This is a genomic window from Rhodoferax sp. RT4P68, assembly GCF_056521305.1.
Genome location: NZ_JBWMBB010000004.1, coordinates 206,887 through 222,995 on the forward strand (window position 1 = coordinate 206,887; position 16,109 = coordinate 222,995).

At 72.5% G+C, this 16,109-nt stretch carries 14 protein-coding genes; 6 read left to right on the forward strand and 8 right to left on the reverse strand.

The features are described from left to right. Positions 1 to 5 precede the first annotated feature (5 nt). From soxX to soxA, 4 genes are all read left to right on the forward strand, one after another. The gene (gene soxX / locus AC099J_RS10400) at positions 6 to 455 is read left to right on the forward strand and encodes a sulfur oxidation c-type cytochrome SoxX (RefSeq protein WP_479615166.1); all 450 of its coding nucleotides are present in this window, start codon (positions 6 to 8) and stop codon (positions 453 to 455) included. Positions 456 to 459: 4 nt separating this feature from the next. Further along, entirely contained in the window at positions 460 to 903 is a 444-nt protein-coding gene (locus AC099J_RS10405; RefSeq protein ID WP_479615167.1) for a SoxY-related AACIE arm protein, read from the forward strand. A 173-nt stretch (positions 904 to 1,076) separates the two neighbouring features. Further along, on the forward strand, positions 1,077 to 1,397 hold the full coding sequence (gene soxZ, locus AC099J_RS10410) for a thiosulfate oxidation carrier complex protein SoxZ (RefSeq protein WP_479615168.1): 321 nt from the start codon (positions 1,077 to 1,079) through the stop codon (positions 1,395 to 1,397). Positions 1,398 to 1,479: 82 nt separating this feature from the next. Beyond that, a complete protein-coding gene (gene soxA / locus AC099J_RS10415) occupies positions 1,480 to 2,247 on the forward strand; it encodes a sulfur oxidation c-type cytochrome SoxA (protein ID WP_479615169.1) in 768 nt (255 codons plus the stop codon). Between the two features lie 14 nt (positions 2,248 to 2,261). On the opposite strand, the gene AC099J_RS10420 is transcribed toward soxA, so the two are convergent. The 8 genes from AC099J_RS10420 to AC099J_RS10455 form a co-directional block, all read right to left on the reverse strand. After that, the gene (locus AC099J_RS10420) at positions 2,262 to 4,700 is read right to left on the reverse strand and encodes a hypothetical protein (protein ID WP_479615170.1); all 2,439 of its coding nucleotides are present in this window, start codon (positions 4,698 to 4,700) and stop codon (positions 2,262 to 2,264) included. Further along, positions 4,697 to 7,078 (reverse strand): FtsW/RodA/SpoVE family cell cycle protein, encoded by a 2,382-nt coding sequence (locus AC099J_RS10425; protein ID WP_479615171.1) that lies wholly within the window; start codon positions 7,076 to 7,078, stop codon positions 4,697 to 4,699. Before AC099J_RS10425 ends, AC099J_RS10420 begins: the two co-directional genes overlap by 4 nt. After that, positions 7,078 to 7,785 (reverse strand): hypothetical protein, encoded by a 708-nt coding sequence (locus AC099J_RS10430; RefSeq protein ID WP_479615172.1) that lies wholly within the window; start codon positions 7,783 to 7,785, stop codon positions 7,078 to 7,080. The genes AC099J_RS10425 and AC099J_RS10430 overlap by 1 nt, the downstream gene beginning before the upstream one ends. After that, entirely contained in the window at positions 7,782 to 9,926 is a 2,145-nt protein-coding gene (locus AC099J_RS10435; RefSeq protein WP_479615173.1) for a tetratricopeptide repeat protein, read from the reverse strand. The genes AC099J_RS10430 and AC099J_RS10435 overlap by 4 nt, the downstream gene beginning before the upstream one ends. A gap of 27 nt (positions 9,927 to 9,953) precedes the next feature. Then, positions 9,954 to 10,862, reverse strand: a complete 909-nt coding sequence (locus AC099J_RS10440) for a PP2C family protein-serine/threonine phosphatase (protein ID WP_479615174.1) — start codon at positions 10,860 to 10,862, stop codon at positions 9,954 to 9,956. Positions 10,863 to 10,872: 10 nt separating this feature from the next. Further along, a complete protein-coding gene (locus tag AC099J_RS10445) occupies positions 10,873 to 12,309 on the reverse strand; it encodes an FHA domain-containing protein (RefSeq protein ID WP_479615175.1) in 1,437 nt (478 codons plus the stop codon). Positions 12,310 to 12,314: 5 nt separating this feature from the next. After that, the gene (locus AC099J_RS10450) at positions 12,315 to 12,581 is read right to left on the reverse strand and encodes a hypothetical protein (protein ID WP_479615176.1); all 267 of its coding nucleotides are present in this window, start codon (positions 12,579 to 12,581) and stop codon (positions 12,315 to 12,317) included. A gap of 120 nt (positions 12,582 to 12,701) precedes the next feature. Further along, on the reverse strand, positions 12,702 to 14,066 hold the full coding sequence (locus AC099J_RS10455; protein WP_479615177.1) for a M20/M25/M40 family metallo-hydrolase: 1,365 nt from the start codon (positions 14,064 to 14,066) through the stop codon (positions 12,702 to 12,704). A 223-nt stretch (positions 14,067 to 14,289) separates the two neighbouring features. Between AC099J_RS10455 and AC099J_RS10460 the strand changes: the two genes are divergently transcribed. Beyond that, positions 14,290 to 15,057, forward strand: a complete 768-nt coding sequence (locus tag AC099J_RS10460) for a substrate-binding domain-containing protein (RefSeq protein ID WP_479615178.1) — start codon at positions 14,290 to 14,292, stop codon at positions 15,055 to 15,057. A gap of 92 nt (positions 15,058 to 15,149) precedes the next feature. Next, a complete protein-coding gene (locus AC099J_RS10465) occupies positions 15,150 to 16,076 on the forward strand; it encodes a LysR family transcriptional regulator (protein ID WP_479615179.1) in 927 nt (308 codons plus the stop codon). The last annotated feature ends 33 nt before the right edge of the window (positions 16,077 to 16,109 follow it).

Consider the following 16,109-nt stretch of genomic DNA (forward strand, 5'->3'; position numbering starts at 1 on the left):
AAGCGGTGCGCGCGCCCTGGCCTGCGCTGCTGGTCGTGGCGCTGTCTGCGCTGCCGGCGCATGCGTGGGCAGATGCGCTGGCGCCCTACACGGTCAGTGGCGACGCCATCGCCGCGCCGCTCGGTGGCCTGCAGGGCGATGCGACGCGCGGCCGGGCCATCGTCGCCAACCGGCAGCTGGGTCTGTGCCTGCTGTGCCACAGCGGGCCGATCCCCGAGGAGCGCTTTCAAGGCACGTTGGCGCCCAGTCTGGCAGGGGCGGGCGCGCGCTCGAATGCAGGCCAGCTTCGATTGCGGCTGGTCGACCCACAGCGCTTGATGCCCGGCAGCCTGATGCCGGCCTACTACCGCGTCGACGGCTTGCAGCAAGTCGGCGCGGCGTGGCGCGGCAAGCCGCTGCTCGATGCGCAGCAGATCGAGGACGTGGTGGCCTACCTCATCACGTTGAAGGATTGAGCCGATGACCCTGAAGCGAAGAACGACGCTGGCCCTCGGCGCAGCCCTGGCCACCGGCCTGCTGGTGCGCCCCGGCATGGCGGCCACCGGAGATCTGGCCGCCGTCGTGAACGCCTACGCTGGGGGCAAGACCCCGCAGCCCGGCAAGGTGAAGCTGGACATCTCCACGCTGGTGGAAAACGGCAATGCCGTGCCGATGAGCGTCAGCGTGGACAGCCCCATGACGGCAGCCGACCATGTGCTGTCTGTCGCGCTCTTCAACGAACGCAACCCGCAGCGCGAGATCGCCAACTTCGTCTTCGGGCCGCATGCCGCACGCGCCACGGCGTCCACCCGTATCCGGCTCGCCACCTCGCAAAAGCTGGTGGCCGTGGCGCTGCTGAGCGACGGCACGGCCTGGTCGCAGACGGTGGACGTGATCGTCACGCTGGCCGCCTGCATCGAATAGATGGAACTCCCCCCAGTCTGCGCGCTGCGCGCTCCGCCAACCCCCCTCCGCTACGCGAGGGGGGCGCACCCAGCGGCCTGGCAGAGCCAGTTCCGCGGGTGCCCTGGCATGGCCGGCGCACCGATCGCGGTCTCGCTGGCAGCAGGTCGCTCGCAGTGCAACAAGCAATCCATATGGCCAGAACCCTGATCCACATCCCGCCGCAGATCCGCCGCGGTGAAGTCTTCGAAGTGCGCACCACCATCGCCCACCCGATGGAGACCGGCTTTCGTGCCAACGACAGCGGCCAGGTCGTGCCGCGCGACATCATCCGGCGCTTCGTCTGCCAACTCGACGGTAAGACCGTGTTCAGCGCCGAGCTGTTCCCCGCCATCGCGGCCAACCCGTATGTGGCCTTCTACGTACGCGCGCGGGCCAGCGGCACGTTGAGCTTGCGCTGGGAAGGCGACAACGGGTTCGCGCAGACCGAGACGGTGACGTTGAACGTCACATGAGCGACGCGCCGGGCCGCCCCAAGCAAGCTCGCCCCCCCCCGGGGGGCAGCGAACCTCGCGCAGCGGGGAGCGTGGGGGCAACATGACGCGAGCGGCGCTGCTGGTGCTGGCCTTGCTGGTGGCGCCGGCCTGGGGCCAGACCGACCCCACGCAGCGCCGATCCGGCCTCTCGTTCATGGGGCCGGCCACGCAGGCCATGCAGCGCGACGACAGCCAGAACCCGGCCATGCTGTGGGTGGCCGAGGGCGAAGCGCTGTGGCGCGCGCCGGCCGGCACGGCGCAGAAGTCCTGCATGTCCTGCCACGGCGATGCGGCGCAGTCCATGCGCGGCGTGGCGACGCGCTACCCCGCGTTCGATGCCACGCAGGGCCGCCCGCTCAACCTGGGCCAGCGTATCCAGCAGTGCCGATCTACGCAGCAGCAGGCCGCGCCCTGGGCGGCCGAGAGCCAGCCGCTGCTGAGCATGGAAACCTATGTGGCCCATCAGTCGCGCGGTCTGCCCATCGCGCCGCCGCAAGACACACGGCTCGCGCCGTTCACGCAGCGCGGCCAGGCCGCCTACGTGCGGCGCATCGGCCAGATCGACCTGTCGTGCGCGCAGTGCCACGACGCGCAATGGGGCCAGCGCCTGGCCGGCAACCCCATCCCGCAGGCCCACCCCACGGGCTACCCGGTCTACCGGCTCGAATGGCAGGGCATGGGCTCGCTGCAGCGACGGCTGCGCAACTGCATGACGGGCGTGCGCGCCGAGACGCCGCCGTTCGGCGCGCAGGAGCTGGTGGAGCTGGAGCTGTATCTGATGCAGCGGGCCGCAGGCATGGCGCTGGAGACGCCCGGCGTGCGGCCTTGAGGCCGGGGGGCTGGTCAGCGCTTCGCCGCGTCGGCCAGCCAGGCCGCGTCGGCAATGCGCATCGCGATCTCGGTCGAGACGTTGTTCAGATCGTTGGCGCCGCCGTGGATGCGCTCGCGTGCGGCGGCGGGCAGCTTCGGGTTCGGCAGCGTCCAGTTGCGTTCGCTCATCACCGCGATGACCTTGTCGTAGCGGCCCTGTGGGTCGGCGCCTGATTTGACCGCGGCGACGTAGAGCTTCACCGGCTTTTGCAGACAGCCCTCGTCGCGCGGGTCGGCGCGGCAGCGCTGGCGGGCCTGCGTGAGGCTGAGCCGGTCGAAGCCGAAGCTGGGCGTGCCGGTCTTGCCGGCGATGCGCGTGGCGGCTTGCGGGCAGCGGGCGCCGAACACGTGTTTGCAGATCAGGTGGCCGGTGCCGCCGGGGCTGCTGCTGCGGGCCAGGCCGCCGAGCACTTTTTGCGCGACATCGGTGGCGACGACGGTGGGCTCGGGCTGGGCCAGCGGGGCCGCGGCACCGGTGCGCGTCGCGGCGGTCGCCACCGGTTTGCCTTGGGCGTCGGTGATCTGCGCCACCAGATGCGGCCCGCGCACGGCGGGCAGCCCGTTCGCCGCCGCCGTCAACCGCGCCAGCATCGCGCCCACGCCGAGCGCGGTGCTGCGTGCCTGGCCTTGCCCGGCGGCCTCGTTGACCAGCGGCTTCATCGCGCTCGACGTGCAGTTGGCGGCGTGCCACTCGCCTTTCGCGTCGCGGCAGGTGGCGGCGCCGGCCGGGTCGATGTCGGGCAGCGGCATCAGGCGCTCGCCGCCGCCGGTGGCCGGCACGCCGACGAACAGCCGGCCGACGAGCGCGCTGCGCTGCAGGGGCGATGCGTCGGGGAGGGCGGCTGTCGCGGTGTCGTCCTCCAACCGGGTGCTCAGGCGACGGCCGAACAGGATGTCGGCCCGCGCGCAGCGGCGGCTGGGCAGTGCCGAGCAGTCGGTGTTCCAGCCCAGGTCGGCCGCGCGCTGCTGCACCCGGGCCGGGCGGTCGCAGGCCTTGCCCTTGGCGCCGTCGACACAGAACAGCGCGTCGTTGAAGCGGTCTGTGTTCGACGTGGCGAGCCAGCCCGAGAGTTGTGCGACGTTGCTGCCGGCGTCCTCGAAGAACACCGAGGCCAGGATCGGCTTGATGGTCGAGCCGGGCAGGTAGTCGGTGAACACCGCGTGGTTCAGCAGCGCGTCGGGGCGGCGGCGCGGCTCGGTCCACAGCGGCAGGCAGCCCGCGTCGCGGAACGGGCCGTCGTGCTCCTGCGCGTAGCACGGCGTGTGGGCGCTGGCCAGGGCCTCGATGCGGCCGCTGGCCACGTCGATCACCGCCACCGCCGTCATGCGCGCCGCCGCGCGCTCCCACATCGACGCGGCCCCCGCGCCCTGCGCCGCGCCGACCTGCTCGAACGCGATGCCGGCCTGCTCGCACGCTGCCACCTGCCCGGTGTAGCAGGCGGCGATGCGCTGGGCGATGGCCTGGGTGCGCGGCGCGATCGTGAGCTGCAGGTTGAAGCCGACGTCGACCTCGTTGCGCCCGACCGTCGCGCGGTTGGCCTGCGCGGGCAGTGCGGCGGCGTAGTCGCGGTAGAGCTGGCCCTGCGGCAGGCGCAGCGCGTCGAGCTCGCCGATCAGCGCGCCGAGATCGTGCGGGACGGACCATGACGGGTCGTTCGCGGGCGGTGTCGCGTTGCTTGCCGACGGGCGCGCTGCCACCACGCTCTTGGCGTTCGCGGGCTTGAAGCCGGGCTGCTCGCACAGCTCGCGGCTCCCGTTCGCCGCGCCGGCAGGCGCCAGGTGGTAGGCCGTGCTGCCGGGCTCCAACCCGCCCAGCCAGATGCAGCCGGGCCAGCCGCGCCATGGGTCGGCCTGGGCGAGGCTGTTGGCGGCCAGTTGCACTGCGCCCGGCGCGGCGCCGCGTTGTTGCTCCGACCACTGCGCCTGCGCCAGCAGCGTGGCGCCGCGCGGGCCGGCGAGCAGGCGCAGCGCCTGGGCCGCCTGCTGGCAATCGACCCGGTCGCGCGCCAGGCCCTGCGCCCAGGCGGTGGCCTGGAGTTGGTAGCGCTGGCGCAGCGGTGCGTTGCGCTGGCCGGCGACTGCCGTCAGGCCTTCGAGTTGGGCGTCGAGCAGCCCGAGTTGCTCGGCCAGGTCGTCCATGAACGGCAGGCCCTGGTAGGCCGGCAGGTTGGCGCATTGGGGCAGCAGCGTGGTGAGCGCGGCGGCATTGGGCATCGCGGCGAGTGGTCGACTGGCGGGCGCGATGGCGGCCAGCAGCGTGTCGAGCGCCGCGCGGGTCTTGACCGGCTCGTGGAGGCGCTCGACCGCCCGCTGCGCGCGCAGGTAGAGCGCGCCGGGGACGATCAGGCACAGCGCCAGCATGATCAGCGCGACCTGGCGGATCACCGGGGTGGTGTGGGCAGGTCCGTTCATTCCTCGATCTCCGGGCGGTGCGCCACCAGCCCCAGCACCAGCGTGTTGCGCAGCAGCGACCACAGGCCGAAGCTGACGAAGGGCCAGGTCACGCCGGTGAGCGGCAGGGCGCCGAGGTTGCCTGCCACCGTGACCATCGTCTGCACCATCGTCAGCACCGCCCAGCAGACGCACAGCCAGGCCAGCCACCCGCTCTGCGACGCGCCGGGCGTGCCCGGGCTCAGCCGGCCGCAGGTCAACGCCGCCTGCCGCACCGCCAGCAGGCCCAGCCACAGCAGGTAGGCGGCGAGCAGCCCGAAAGCGCCCGCGTTGCCGACCACGGCATGCAGCGCCGCGAAGCTGTAGTCGCTCTGCGCCTGCGCCGGGACGCCCGGGCAACCGGCCACCGGCAGGCTGCCGCACCACGGCACGGCGCCCAGCCCATAGCCGTTCGGCGGCGTGTGCTGGCCCAGCCACAGCACGTGGGCCAGCTGGTCGTTCTCGGCCGAGAACGGGTTGATCACGCTCTCGAGCCGCGCGGCGACGCGCTCGGCGCCACTGCCGGGCAGCTTCGAGAACGCGAACAACCCGACCAGCAGCGTGCCCGCCAGCAGCACGGTCGCCAGCAAGCCGATGCCCGCCGCCAGCGGCCAGCGCGCGCCGCGCCCCAGCAGCCCCTGCGCCGCGAACGCACCGGCGTAGATGGCGGAGGCGAACAGCACGACCAGCATCGGGCCCAGGTCGTCGGTCAGCAGCAGTGCGGCCAGCACCACGGCCAGGTGCACCAGCAGCGGCAGCATCGAGCGCGCGAGCCAGCCGGCGCTGCCGGTCTGCGGCCCGGTCCACAGCGCCGCGCGCAGCAGGAAGAACCACGACACGCCCAGCAGCAGCCACAACGGCAGCAGCTCGCCGGTAAGCTGGCGCCAGCCGCTGGTTGCGAGCGCGAACCCCAGCACCACCGTGGCGTAGAGCAGCCACAGCAACACCGGCCGCCCCCACGCCCCCAGGCCACTGCCGGCGCCAGGGCGCAGCGCGTTGGTGACGAGGCTCGCCCCCCTGACCCACAGCGTCGCGATGCCTTGCGACAGCGCCGGCAGCACCGACAGCAGCACCATCGCCGCGAACACCGCCAGGCCGTGGCGCAGCGGCAGGTAGCGATTCAGAGCGTGGCCGTTCAGCGCCAAGTCGAACACCAGCCACCAGCCGATGCCGATGAACAGCACCGCGGCCGGCAGGCCGAAGAACAGCACGCTGCGCTGCGGCGCGCACGGCGCGAACAGCGCAAAACGCTCCAGCCTGGGCGAGCGCCCGACGACCGCGATCACGACGCCGAGCCCCGCCATCGCCGCCCATACCCACCACGGCACCGGCGCCCCGGCATCGGGCTGGGCCAGGCCGGACGCAGCGCCCATGGCCGCCCAGGCCAGCAGCGCCGGCGGCAAGAAGCGCAGCGGCCGGCGCGTGCGGCGCGCCAGCGAGACCAGCGCCCAGGTCAGCAGCGACCAGGCGACGAACAGCCACGGCGCGCTGGTCGTCAACCGTTGCATCGCGACAGACTTGTGCGCGAGGCGCTGGCCGTCGCGCACCTGCCGCGCCAGGTCGGCGGCCTGCGCCATCGCGCGCTGCGGCGTGCCGAGCGCGCGGCATTCGGCCGAGGTGCCGGCCGACCAGTCGAGCGCCGCGCCGGTCGCGGGCCACCACAGCCGGGCCGAGGAACCGCGCACGAGCGCGAACTGGTTTGCCAGCGCGACCGTGCGCTCCGATGCATTCCCAGCGCGGCGGACGGCTGCGAGCGATTCAGCCCAGGCGCAGGCCAGCGGCAGCGAGCCGGCGGCCGCGTCGGCACCGAGCTGGTAGCGCGCGCGGTACACGCCGAGTTCCCGGGCGGTGGCGGCCAGCCGGGTCTGTTCGTCCTCTGGCAACACGCCTTCGGCCAGGCTCTTGGCAAGCGGCGCCACGCGCGCCAGCCGCTCGGCCGCGCCGGCGACGATGGCCTGCTGCAATGCGGCTTGATCGGCCTGCAGCGCGGCGGGCAGGGCGTCGAGCGCGCGGGCCTGGTCGGTGGGGGTGACGATGCCGGTGTCACTGTCGGTCTGGGCGCAGGCACTGGCCCAGCGCCAGCGCAGGCGCGGCGGCAGGTCGGCGGCATGGCACAACGTGGCCAGAGGCGCCTGGTTGCCGCCGACCAGCGGCGCGGTCTGCAGGGCTTGGTCGAGTGCGTAGCGGTCGTCGTCTGGCCCATCGGCTGCGCCGCCGCGCAGGCCCTGGCACTGCCAGACCAGCGCGGCCAGCACCAGCACGAGCAGCAGAAACTCCCACAGTGCGGCCCGGGCGCGGCCCGCCACGGCGGGCGCAGGCGCCGGCACAGGCAAGGTATCGCGCGCGGCCAGTGCCTGCATCAGAAGACCTTGAGCGTGCCGTCGCGCGGCCTGCTGGGCTCTGCTGGTGGTGGCGGTGTTGATGCTGGCGCCGGCGTTGTCGTGGGGGCGCGAGGCGGCGTCGCGGCAGGCACCGGCACCTGCACGCCTGCAGCACCCCGATCACGGCCCGGCGTGTCGCGCCGGCCGTTACGGCCATCGCGGTCATCGCCGTTGTCGTCTCCGTTGTCGTCCCGTTTGCGATCACGTTCCCGTTCACGCTTGGCACGCTCGCGGGCCTGCTCGGCCTCGCGCTTTTGTTGTTCGCGCGCGCGCTCTTCGTCTCGCTTGCGTTGCTCACGTGCGCGCTCATCGTCGCGCCCCGTCTGCGCGCTGCCACGAGACTCGACCACCAGCGTCAGCGTGCGCGGCGCGCCGCTGCAGGCGAGCCCGGTGCTGAGGCCGCGCGCCACGAAGCGGCCTTGCGCGCTCAGCACGTAGCGCCCCGCAGTGGCGTATTGCTTGGTGAGCGTCAACGGGAAGCTCTCGACCACGATGTCGCGCACGTCACCGTCGCCCAGGTCCACCCGCAGGCCGCACCAGGGGCTGGCCGCGCCGAAGTTCACGACCACCTGGACGGGCTGGTCGGGCTGTGCCGGGTTGCGGTCCACGGACAGGCCGTAGGGCACGGTCTGCGCATGCAGCGCGCCCGACAGTGCGATGGCGCAGAGAAGCAAGATGGGTTTCATGGTGGTGTTCTCGCAGGCAGTTGGTCGAGCGCGCTGCCCATGTCCTGCACCACGGCGCGGAACGCGGGCGCGATCAACGAGGGCGGCGCAGGCGCGCGCAGATGGGCCAGCGTGCGGGCGCGCTGTGTCGAGAAGTACACCGCCAGTTCGAGCGCGGCGGCCGCTGCGGCGGGGTTGCCCTGCACCGCCAGGATCTCGCCCAGGTGGGCCCAGCTGCCGGCGTCCTGCGGGCGCAGTTGCAGGCTGCGGCGCAGCGCGAGGTCGGCGGCCTGCAGATCGTTGCGGCGCAGTTCGGCATAACCGAGGGCGGACCACGCCTTGCCGTCTGCCGGTGTCTGCGCTGTGGCCCGGCGCAACACGGTTGCGGCGCTGTTGTAGTCGCCCTGCTCAATGGCTTCGAGGCCGGACGCCAGCTGCGGCGCGCCCGGTGCGGCCGCGCCGACCGGTGCGGCAATGCGGCGCGCGGCCGCCTCGACCTGGCCCCAGCGGCCGGCTGCCGCGCCCTCGACCATGGTGTTGAGCTGGTCGCCGACCTCGCGCGCCGTGAGAGGTGGCGTGGAGGGCACAGGCGCGGGCGGCACGGGCGCCGATGACGCAGCGCGTGGGGCCGTCGCTGCGGGCTTGGCGGCGGTCGACCGGGTGGCAGACGAAGCGGTCGGGGCGCTGGCCGGCGAGCTGGCCGAGCGCGCCGGGGCCGAGGCCATGCCGGGCAGGTGGCCGGCCTGCCAGGCCCAGCCGGCAAGCGCGGCCAGCGCGATGGCCGCCAACGCCGCGCCGGTCCACACGTTGCGGCGGCCGGCGGCGTGCGGCGCGGCACTGGTGGCGGCCGGGGCAAGCGATGCGGGCAACCTTACCGGTGGCGGTGCCGGTGTCTGCTCCGATCCTGATCCCGAACCCGATCCCGAACCCGATCCCGCTCCTGCTCCTGCTCCTGCTCCCGGTCCTGGTCCTGGTCCTGGTCCTGGTCCTGGTTCCGACGCCGACGCCGACGCCGACGCCGACGCCAATGTCGATGTCGATGTCGATGTCGATGTCGAGACCGGCGCTGATGCCGCAGTCGATGTCACATCCGTAACCGGTGCCGGTGCTCCCGCGCCAGCGCCAGGCAACGCGACCGGCGGCGCCAAAGGCGTGGCCCGCGCACCGATCAACGGCGTCTCGCGCGCCGCCTCGGGCACCACCGCGGCCGCCCGCAGGCGCGGCAACTGCCAGCCATCGTCGAACTGCGCGAGGCGGCCCAACATCGCATCGAGCGGCTGCAGCAACCGGTCGTGCAGCCCCGGTGCGGGCGCCGTGCCGTCGCAGTCCTGCGCCAGCAGCGCGTCCACGCTGGCGCCCATCTGTGCATGCAGCGCGGCCGCACGCGGTTCACCGGACCAGTCCACCCAGCCGAGAAACTGCGTCGCCAGCGCACCCAGCGCGTAGAGGTCGAGCCGGAAGTCGAGTTGCTGCACGGCCTGTGCATGCCCGCTGTCGGTGTCGCGTTGCAGCGCAGCCCGGAAGGCAGGCGACACGCGGCGCAGGCTCTCACCCGCCGTCGGGTCCAGGCGCAGCGGCTCGTCGAAGTTCAGGCGCGCCGACAGCGTGTGGCCAAAGTCGATCAGCCGCAGCTGCTCGAACACCGGGCGCACGGCGTCGCCCCGGCGCTCGAACGGCAGGCAGACGTTGCCGGCGTGGATGTCGCAGTGGATGAAGCCGGCGCCGTGGAACTCGCGCAGCGCCAGCAGCAGGTGGCGCAACAGGCGGGCCAAAACGGTGGGCGTGAGGAACGGGCGCGCGTCACCGGCCGCCGCGCCCTCGGCGACGAACGCGTGGCGGCGCCAGAGGTTCAGGCTCGGCCCGGCATCCAGCGTCGTCACCACGAAGGGCGTATCGGACGAATCGCGGGTGAACTCCAGCGACTGCGCCACATGCCGCAGGCCGCGCGTGGCCATGTCCATCAGCAGCAAATTCTCGCGGTGGATCATCGGCAGCAGATCGGCGCCGACGCCCGGCTTGATGGTCTTGCGAAAGCGCGCCGGCTCGCCGGGCGCGCTCCCGGGGATGCGCTCCACGTCGAAGTGAGTCGCATGGCCGACCGGGCCGCGCGTGTCGGCGAACGGGTCGTAGGCCTCGGCGCTGGCATGGGTGCGTGGGGTCATGGCATCCAGTGTGGGCATCGGCCTGGCCTATCGAAGGAACAGCAGCGCGGGCGCCGCGACCACGCTGGCGGCCAGCGCCAGCCAGAACGGCATGCGCGCCCCGCCCAGCGGGTTCAGGCGGACCAGCAGCACGCTGATGTCGTCGCGGCTGCCGGCCTGCGCGGCGGCCTGGGCGAGCTGCTGCGCCACGGCGTGCAGTGGCGCATCGGCCGCGCGCTGGCACGCGGCGGCGAGCGCTGGCTCCGGCACGAAGCGGTACAGCCCGTCGGTGCACAGCGCCAGCCAGTCGCCCTCGCGCAGGCGCAGTGGCGCGACCGGCGGCTCGCCGATGGCGCCCACACCCACCATGCGCGCCGGGTCATCCGCCCGGCCGCCGTCGGGGGGCGGCTCGCCAAGGTTGCCGTAGGTCTGGTCTTCGGTGAGCCGGGTCAGTTGCCAGGCGACGGGTTGGGGTCGCAGGTGCAGCACGCGCGAATCGCCGACATGCGCGACCAGGCCGTGGCCGCTGCGCCGCAGCCAGACGCCGGCAAACGTCGTGGCGCTGCGGCCGCCCGGGTTCAGGCGCGCAAGCGCGGCGGCCAGTGCGGCGTCGGACGCGCGGAGCTTCTCGGCCAGCGCTTCGGGGTGCCGCCAGTCGGCCGGCGCGATGGCGCGGCACCAGGCCAGCATCTGGCTGCTGGCGAGCTCGCCCGCGCTGCCACCGCCCACGCCGTCGGCCACGGCGAACAGGGGCGCGGCGGCGAGCACGGCGTCCTGGTTGCGCTCGTGCCCCGCACCGCACGTGCTGGCCCAGCCGCTTTCGATGCGCGGCCGGCGTGCGAGCGCCCATTGCGCCCGCAGCCGGTCGCCCACGCTGCGGCGCGGGGCGGGCGCGATGCGCTGGTGCACGAGTGGCGTGACCGCGTCGTCCGGCGGCTTGGGGCTAGCGGTCACCATGCGGGCAGCGTCATGCCGTCGCCGGCAAAAGCAGCACGGTGACGGCGGGCGCCTTGGCGAAGCGGCTGGCCAGCGTCACCTGGCGGCCCCAGGGCAGGGTGAAGCGCGCCGGCTGCTCGGCGTCGCCGATCTCGGTGCCCCATTTGCCGACGGCGTTGTTGTCGATGTGCGCACCGGCCGCATCGACGGCCTGGATCACCAGGTGGTCGCGCGACACGCCGGCATTGCCTTCGGGCACGCGGCAGTCGGCCGACTCGCTGCGGCCGATCACGTACGGCAGCCGCGTGACGGCAACGGTGCGGCTGCCGTGCGCATCCTTGATCGCCAGCACGCACAGCGGCCCGGCAGGTGCGGCGCTCAGCGGCGTGGCGGCAGGAGGCGCGGCCGTGGCGCCATCGAGCCCTGAGCGGATGGGCGTGGCGGCACCATCGCCCGGCGCGCGCAGCGGTGCGCGGATCGGGGTCGATGCATCGTCGTCGTGCGCGTGCGCCCAGCGGATCGTCAGCGCAGGGCACTCGGCCACGTCGGCGGCGTCTCCGCCCAGGCGCAGCAGCGCGCCATTGCGCAACTGGCGGCGCTCGCCCGGTGCGATGGGGCTGCCGTCCAGCGTGCTGCCGTTGACCGAGGTTTCTCGGTACCACAGCCGCCCCTGCTCGTCGCGCTCCAGCAGGCCATGGCGGCGCGACACGAAGGTGCCGCTGATGCGCTGCTCGGCGAGCGCGGCCACGCGGCCGAGTGCGAACGGCAGCGCGCTCACTTGCAGCTGACGCCGGCCGGTGGCGTCGTGGATGTCGATGTCCAGCGGCGCGGTGGAGGTGGTCGCGGCCGGCAAGCCCGGCATGCCCGACGTGCTGGACGTGCCCGACGTCCCAGCCATGCCGGGCGCAGTGGCGCCCCCCGCTGGCGCCACGCTCACCGGCACGACACGCTGCAGTTCCCATTCGCCGTACAGCGTGAGCTGGTAGCCGCCCTGGTGGGCCTCGGCCAGCTGTGCGTCGTAGGGGTCGCTCTCCTCCAGCTCGGCGCGGTCGAAGTCGCGGTTGAAGTCGACGAAGTCGGCTGTCGAGACGCCTTGCGAGCAGGTGCGCGTGACGGCAGCCAGCACCACCTTGCGCCGGCTCTCGGGCCGGAACTCGGCGAGAAATCGGTCGATCACGCCCTGCGCCGCTGCGGTGGTGCCGGTGACCTGGATCCGCACGAGCTTGAAGACATCGTCGGGCTCGAACTGGCGGTGCGGCAACACGCTGTGCACCATGAACTGTGCGAGGTGGCGGTCCACCGACTGCCAGAGCTCGGCATACGGGCTGTTCGCGCCGGGTGTGGCGGCGCCTGGTGCAGTTGGCAGCGGCGCACCAGTGCCCGCGCGTGCAACGGACTCGGCCGGCGCTGCAGCCGGTGCCGGTTCGCTGAGCCCGAGCCACCGGGCCAGCGTGTCGAAAAAGGACATGGGATTCAGCTTCCGTAGTGGACTTCGACGCGGTGCGCCGCGTGGTGGCCGGCGCCAAGTTCAAGCAAGGTGCCCGGCACCTGTTGCGCCAGCTGATCGCGGAACCGGCCGACGTGCGGCTGCAGCGCATCGGCCGCCACCCGTGCGCGTGACAGGCTGACCGTTACCCGTGCCGCCCGGCCGCGCCCAAGCGAGAGCTGCGTCAGCGCGATGAACTCCAGCATCTCGTCCAGCACGGCGGGCCAATCGGAACTGAACTCTTGCGCATGCACGGGGCCTCTCCCATCACGATTCGAAACCGGCCGCAATGTAGCGCAGCGGCCGTGCAGCCTGGCCGGGCGCCGGGCGTCTGCATGTGGCTTCGTCCCGCCATCCCGGCAAGTTACCAAGTCTTACTTGGCCGCAGGCGCGCGTGGCGGCCGCTTGGCCAACAACGGCGCACTGACGCCCTGCACGCCCACCAGGCCGAGCACCGTCACCAGCGAATTCTGCGCGCCCTTCCAGCCGTCGGTCACATCGATCCACTCGGCCAGCGAATGGAAACCACCCGTCTTGCCGCCGCCGCCGATGATGATGGCCGGGATGCCGAGTGACATCGGCACGTTGGCATCGGTGCTGCCGCCGCGCAGCAGCGTCTTGTGGCCAAACGCGGTGTTGGACCGGATGGCCGCCTCGACCATCACCGATTCGGTGGGGGTGCGGCCACCGGGGCGGTCGCCGATGAGCTTGGTCGACACGGACAGCGTGTCCACGCCCCAGCGCTTGTTCTCCTCCACCACAGCCTCGTCGACGGCGGCGAGGATCTTCTTTTCCGTCTCCAGCAGCGGCCCCATGGCGTCCGAGCGGATGTCGACCGCCATGCGCGCGTCGGGTGCGATGGTGTTGACGGACGTGCCGCCGCCCACGGTGCCGACGGTGAACGTGGTCTTGGGGAAGCTGGGCGTCTTGATCTCCGAGATCTTGGCGATCGCGCGGCCCATGCCGTGGATGGCGCTGGGCACCTGGCCGAACGCGCCGAAACTGTGGCCGCCTGGCCCCTTGAAGCTGAACTCGTAGCGGTGGCTGGCCGTGCCCAGAACCAGCACTGCGCCGTCCGCCGAGGGCTCGATGCCCACCATGCCGTCGATGTCCAGATGGTCGCGGAACAGCGCCTTCATGCCGCGCAGGTTGCCCAGCTCTTCTTCGCCCACGTTGCCGACGATCAGCAGGTCGCCCACGGTCTGAACGTTGTTGTCGTTCAGCACCTTGACCCAGGACAGCAGCACGCTGAGGGCGCGCGTGTCGTCCGAGATACCGGGTGCGTAGAGCTTGCCGTCGCGCTCTTTCACCTTCACGTCGGTGCCGGCGGGGAACACCGTGTCCAGGTGCGCGGAGACCACGAGCTTGGGGCCATTGCCAGTGCCCTTGCGAAGGGCCACCACGTTGCCTTCGGCGTCGATGCGGGCGTCCGCCAGGCCCAGCGCCTTCATGCGCGCGAGGAAGGCTTCGGCGCGCTTTTGTTCCTTGAACGGTGGCGCCTCGATCTCGGTCAGCATCTTGAGGTCGTCGACCGAACGCGCGTGGTCGGCCTTGACGGCGTCCAGCAGCTTCACGATGGCGGGTGAGGCCATGAGCTGGGTGTAGGCCTGGTCCACGGCCGGCTGGACCTGGGCCGGCGTTGGCGCCACGGGCGTGACCTGGGCCTGCGCCGCGCTGGCGATGAACAATGCGACCGCTGTGGCGAGCGTGGCGAGGCGGGGCTTGAAAGCTTGGTGCATGGCGAAAAGGTGAAGTGTGGAATCGAACCACCATTTTGGCCCTGTCCGCTGCCACAGCGCGCCGCCAGCGGGCCGTCGCCCAGCGCTACGATCAGCCGACCAACAACGATCTGGAGACAACGTGGCCCTGCTCACCGCCCTCACCCGCCGCCGCGCACGCGCTGATCTATCCCCGGCTTCGCGTGCCAAGCGAGCTTGCTTGGGGCGGCCCCGCGCAGCGCTCATGCTGGCCGCCGCCCTCACCCTCGCGGGCTGCACCGGCCCCGGCAGCAAGCCGGCTGCCACCGACATCCATGTGATGACCTCGGGTGGCTTCACGGCCGCCTACAACGAGTTGCAGCCCGCGTTCGAGAAGCAGAGCGGCCACAGCGTGAAGACGGCCTACGGCGCGTCGATGGGCGCGGCCAGCGACTCCATCCCCAGCCGGCTGGGCCGTGGCGAGCCGGCCGACGTCGTGATCCTGGCGCGTTCGGCGCTGGACGCGCTGGTGAAGGACGGCAAGGTCGTCGCCGGCAGCCAGGTCGACCTGGTGCGCTCGGCCATCGGCTTTGCGGTGAAGAAGGGTGCGCCGCAGCCGGACATCAGCACCGTGGACGCGCTCAGGCGCACGCTGCTGGCGGCGCCGTCGATTGCGTATTCGGCCAGCGCCAGCGGCACCTACTACGAGACCGAGTTGCTCAAGACGCTGGGCATCGAAGAACAAGTCAAGCCCAAGAGCCGCCGCATCCTCAGCGAGCGCGTGGGCACCGTGGTGGCGCGCGGCGATGCGACGCTGGGCCTGCAGCAGGTGAGCGAGCTGCTGCCCATCGAGGGCATCACCTACATCGGCCCGCTGCCGGCGCAGGTGCAGCGCGTGACCGTGTTCTCGGCCGGCACCGCCACCGGCGCACGGCAGCCCGAGGCGGCGCGCGATCTGGTCCGCTACCTGAGCTCGGCCGCCGCCGCACCGACCATCGCCAAGACGGGGCTGGAGCCGATCACGGCCCGTTGATGAAATGATGCCCCCACGCTACCCCGCTTCGCGAGGTCCGCTGCCCCCCGAGGGGCTGCGTCAGCGGCTCTAGGCGGCCGCGCGCCACTGACATGGAACTGCGACAACTCCGCTATTTCGTGAAGGTCTGCGAGATGCGCAGCATGGGCCGCGCCGCGCTCGAGCTCGGCGTGGTGACCTCTGCGCTGAGCCAGCAGATCAGCCGGCTCGAAGGCGAGCTCAGCACGCGGCTGCTGCAGCGCAGCTCCACCGGCGTCACGCCCACGGATGCCGGCGTGGCCTTCCTGCACCAGGCCCAGCTGACGCTGCGGCACGCCGACGAGGCCATGCGCGCGGCGCAGCAGGCGCGGCTGTCGGGCCATGTCAGCGTGGGCCTGCCGCCGACCACGGCCTCGGTGCTGGGCGTGCCGCTGATGCAGGCCATGCGCGCGCGCTATCCGGACGTGCGGCTGCACCTGGTGGAGTCGCTGTCGGGCCACCTGGTCGGCATGCTGCAGGCCCGCCAGCTCGATCTGGCCGTGCTGTTCGAAGCCGCCCTGCCGCAGCGCTGCAGCGTGCTGCCGCTGCTGGAGGAACAACTGTTCGCCATCGCAGCGACCGGGCTTGACCTGTGGCCGGCTGGCGAGACGGTCGGGCTGGCCCAGCTCGCAAGCGTGCCGCTGATCCTGCCCAGCGCGCCGCACGGGCTGCGCAGTACGCTGGACGCGGCGTTTGCACGCTTGCAGGCCAAGCCCCATGTGGTGGCCGAGGTCGATGGCCTGGCCTTGCTGATGGACGCCGTGCGCGCTGGCGAAGGCGCCACCATCCAGCCCGGCGCTGCCATCGCGCGCCTGGCGGGTGCCGGCCTGCGGCGCAGCCAGATCGTGGACGCGCATGTGAGCCGGCGCAACCTGCTGGTGAGCCTGTCGGACGACGAACTTTCGCCGGCCGCACTCGCCACGCGTGTCGTCATGGCGGACACCGTGCGCGCGCTGGTGCTGGATGGCCAGTGGGCCGGCGCCCGCCTTCTCGAAAACTGAAGACCCGTTCCCCGGGGCCGCCTTTCGCGGTGG

What these genes read in the sequence shown, in the direction of transcription:
- AC099J_RS10405 (WP_479615167.1), top strand. Translation starts at nt 460, where the DNA reads ATGACCCTGAAGCGAAGAACGACGCTGGCCCTCGGCGCAGCCCTGGCC.
- soxZ (WP_479615168.1), top strand. Translation starts at nt 1,077, where the DNA reads ATGGCCAGAACCCTGATCCACATCCCGCCGCAGATCCGCCGCGGTGAA.
- soxA (WP_479615169.1), top strand. Translation starts at nt 1,480, where the DNA reads ATGACGCGAGCGGCGCTGCTGGTGCTGGCCTTGCTGGTGGCGCCGGCC.
- AC099J_RS10420 (WP_479615170.1), bottom strand. Translation starts at nt 4,700, where the DNA reads ATGAACGGACCTGCCCACACCACCCCGGTGATCCGCCAGGTCGCGCTG.
- AC099J_RS10425 (WP_479615171.1), bottom strand. Translation starts at nt 7,078, where the DNA reads ATGCAGGCACTGGCCGCGCGCGATACCTTGCCTGTGCCGGCGCCTGCG.
- AC099J_RS10430 (WP_479615172.1), bottom strand. Translation starts at nt 7,785, where the DNA reads ATGAAACCCATCTTGCTTCTCTGCGCCATCGCACTGTCGGGCGCGCTG.
- AC099J_RS10435 (WP_479615173.1), bottom strand. Translation starts at nt 9,926, where the DNA reads ATGACCCCACGCACCCATGCCAGCGCCGAGGCCTACGACCCGTTCGCC.
- AC099J_RS10440 (WP_479615174.1), bottom strand. Translation starts at nt 10,862, where the DNA reads ATGGTGACCGCTAGCCCCAAGCCGCCGGACGACGCGGTCACGCCACTC.
- AC099J_RS10445 (WP_479615175.1), bottom strand. Translation starts at nt 12,309, where the DNA reads ATGTCCTTTTTCGACACGCTGGCCCGGTGGCTCGGGCTCAGCGAACCG.
- AC099J_RS10455 (WP_479615177.1), bottom strand. Translation starts at nt 14,066, where the DNA reads ATGCACCAAGCTTTCAAGCCCCGCCTCGCCACGCTCGCCACAGCGGTC.
- AC099J_RS10460 (WP_479615178.1), top strand. Translation starts at nt 14,290, where the DNA reads ATGCTGGCCGCCGCCCTCACCCTCGCGGGCTGCACCGGCCCCGGCAGC.
- AC099J_RS10465 (WP_479615179.1), top strand. Translation starts at nt 15,150, where the DNA reads ATGGAACTGCGACAACTCCGCTATTTCGTGAAGGTCTGCGAGATGCGC.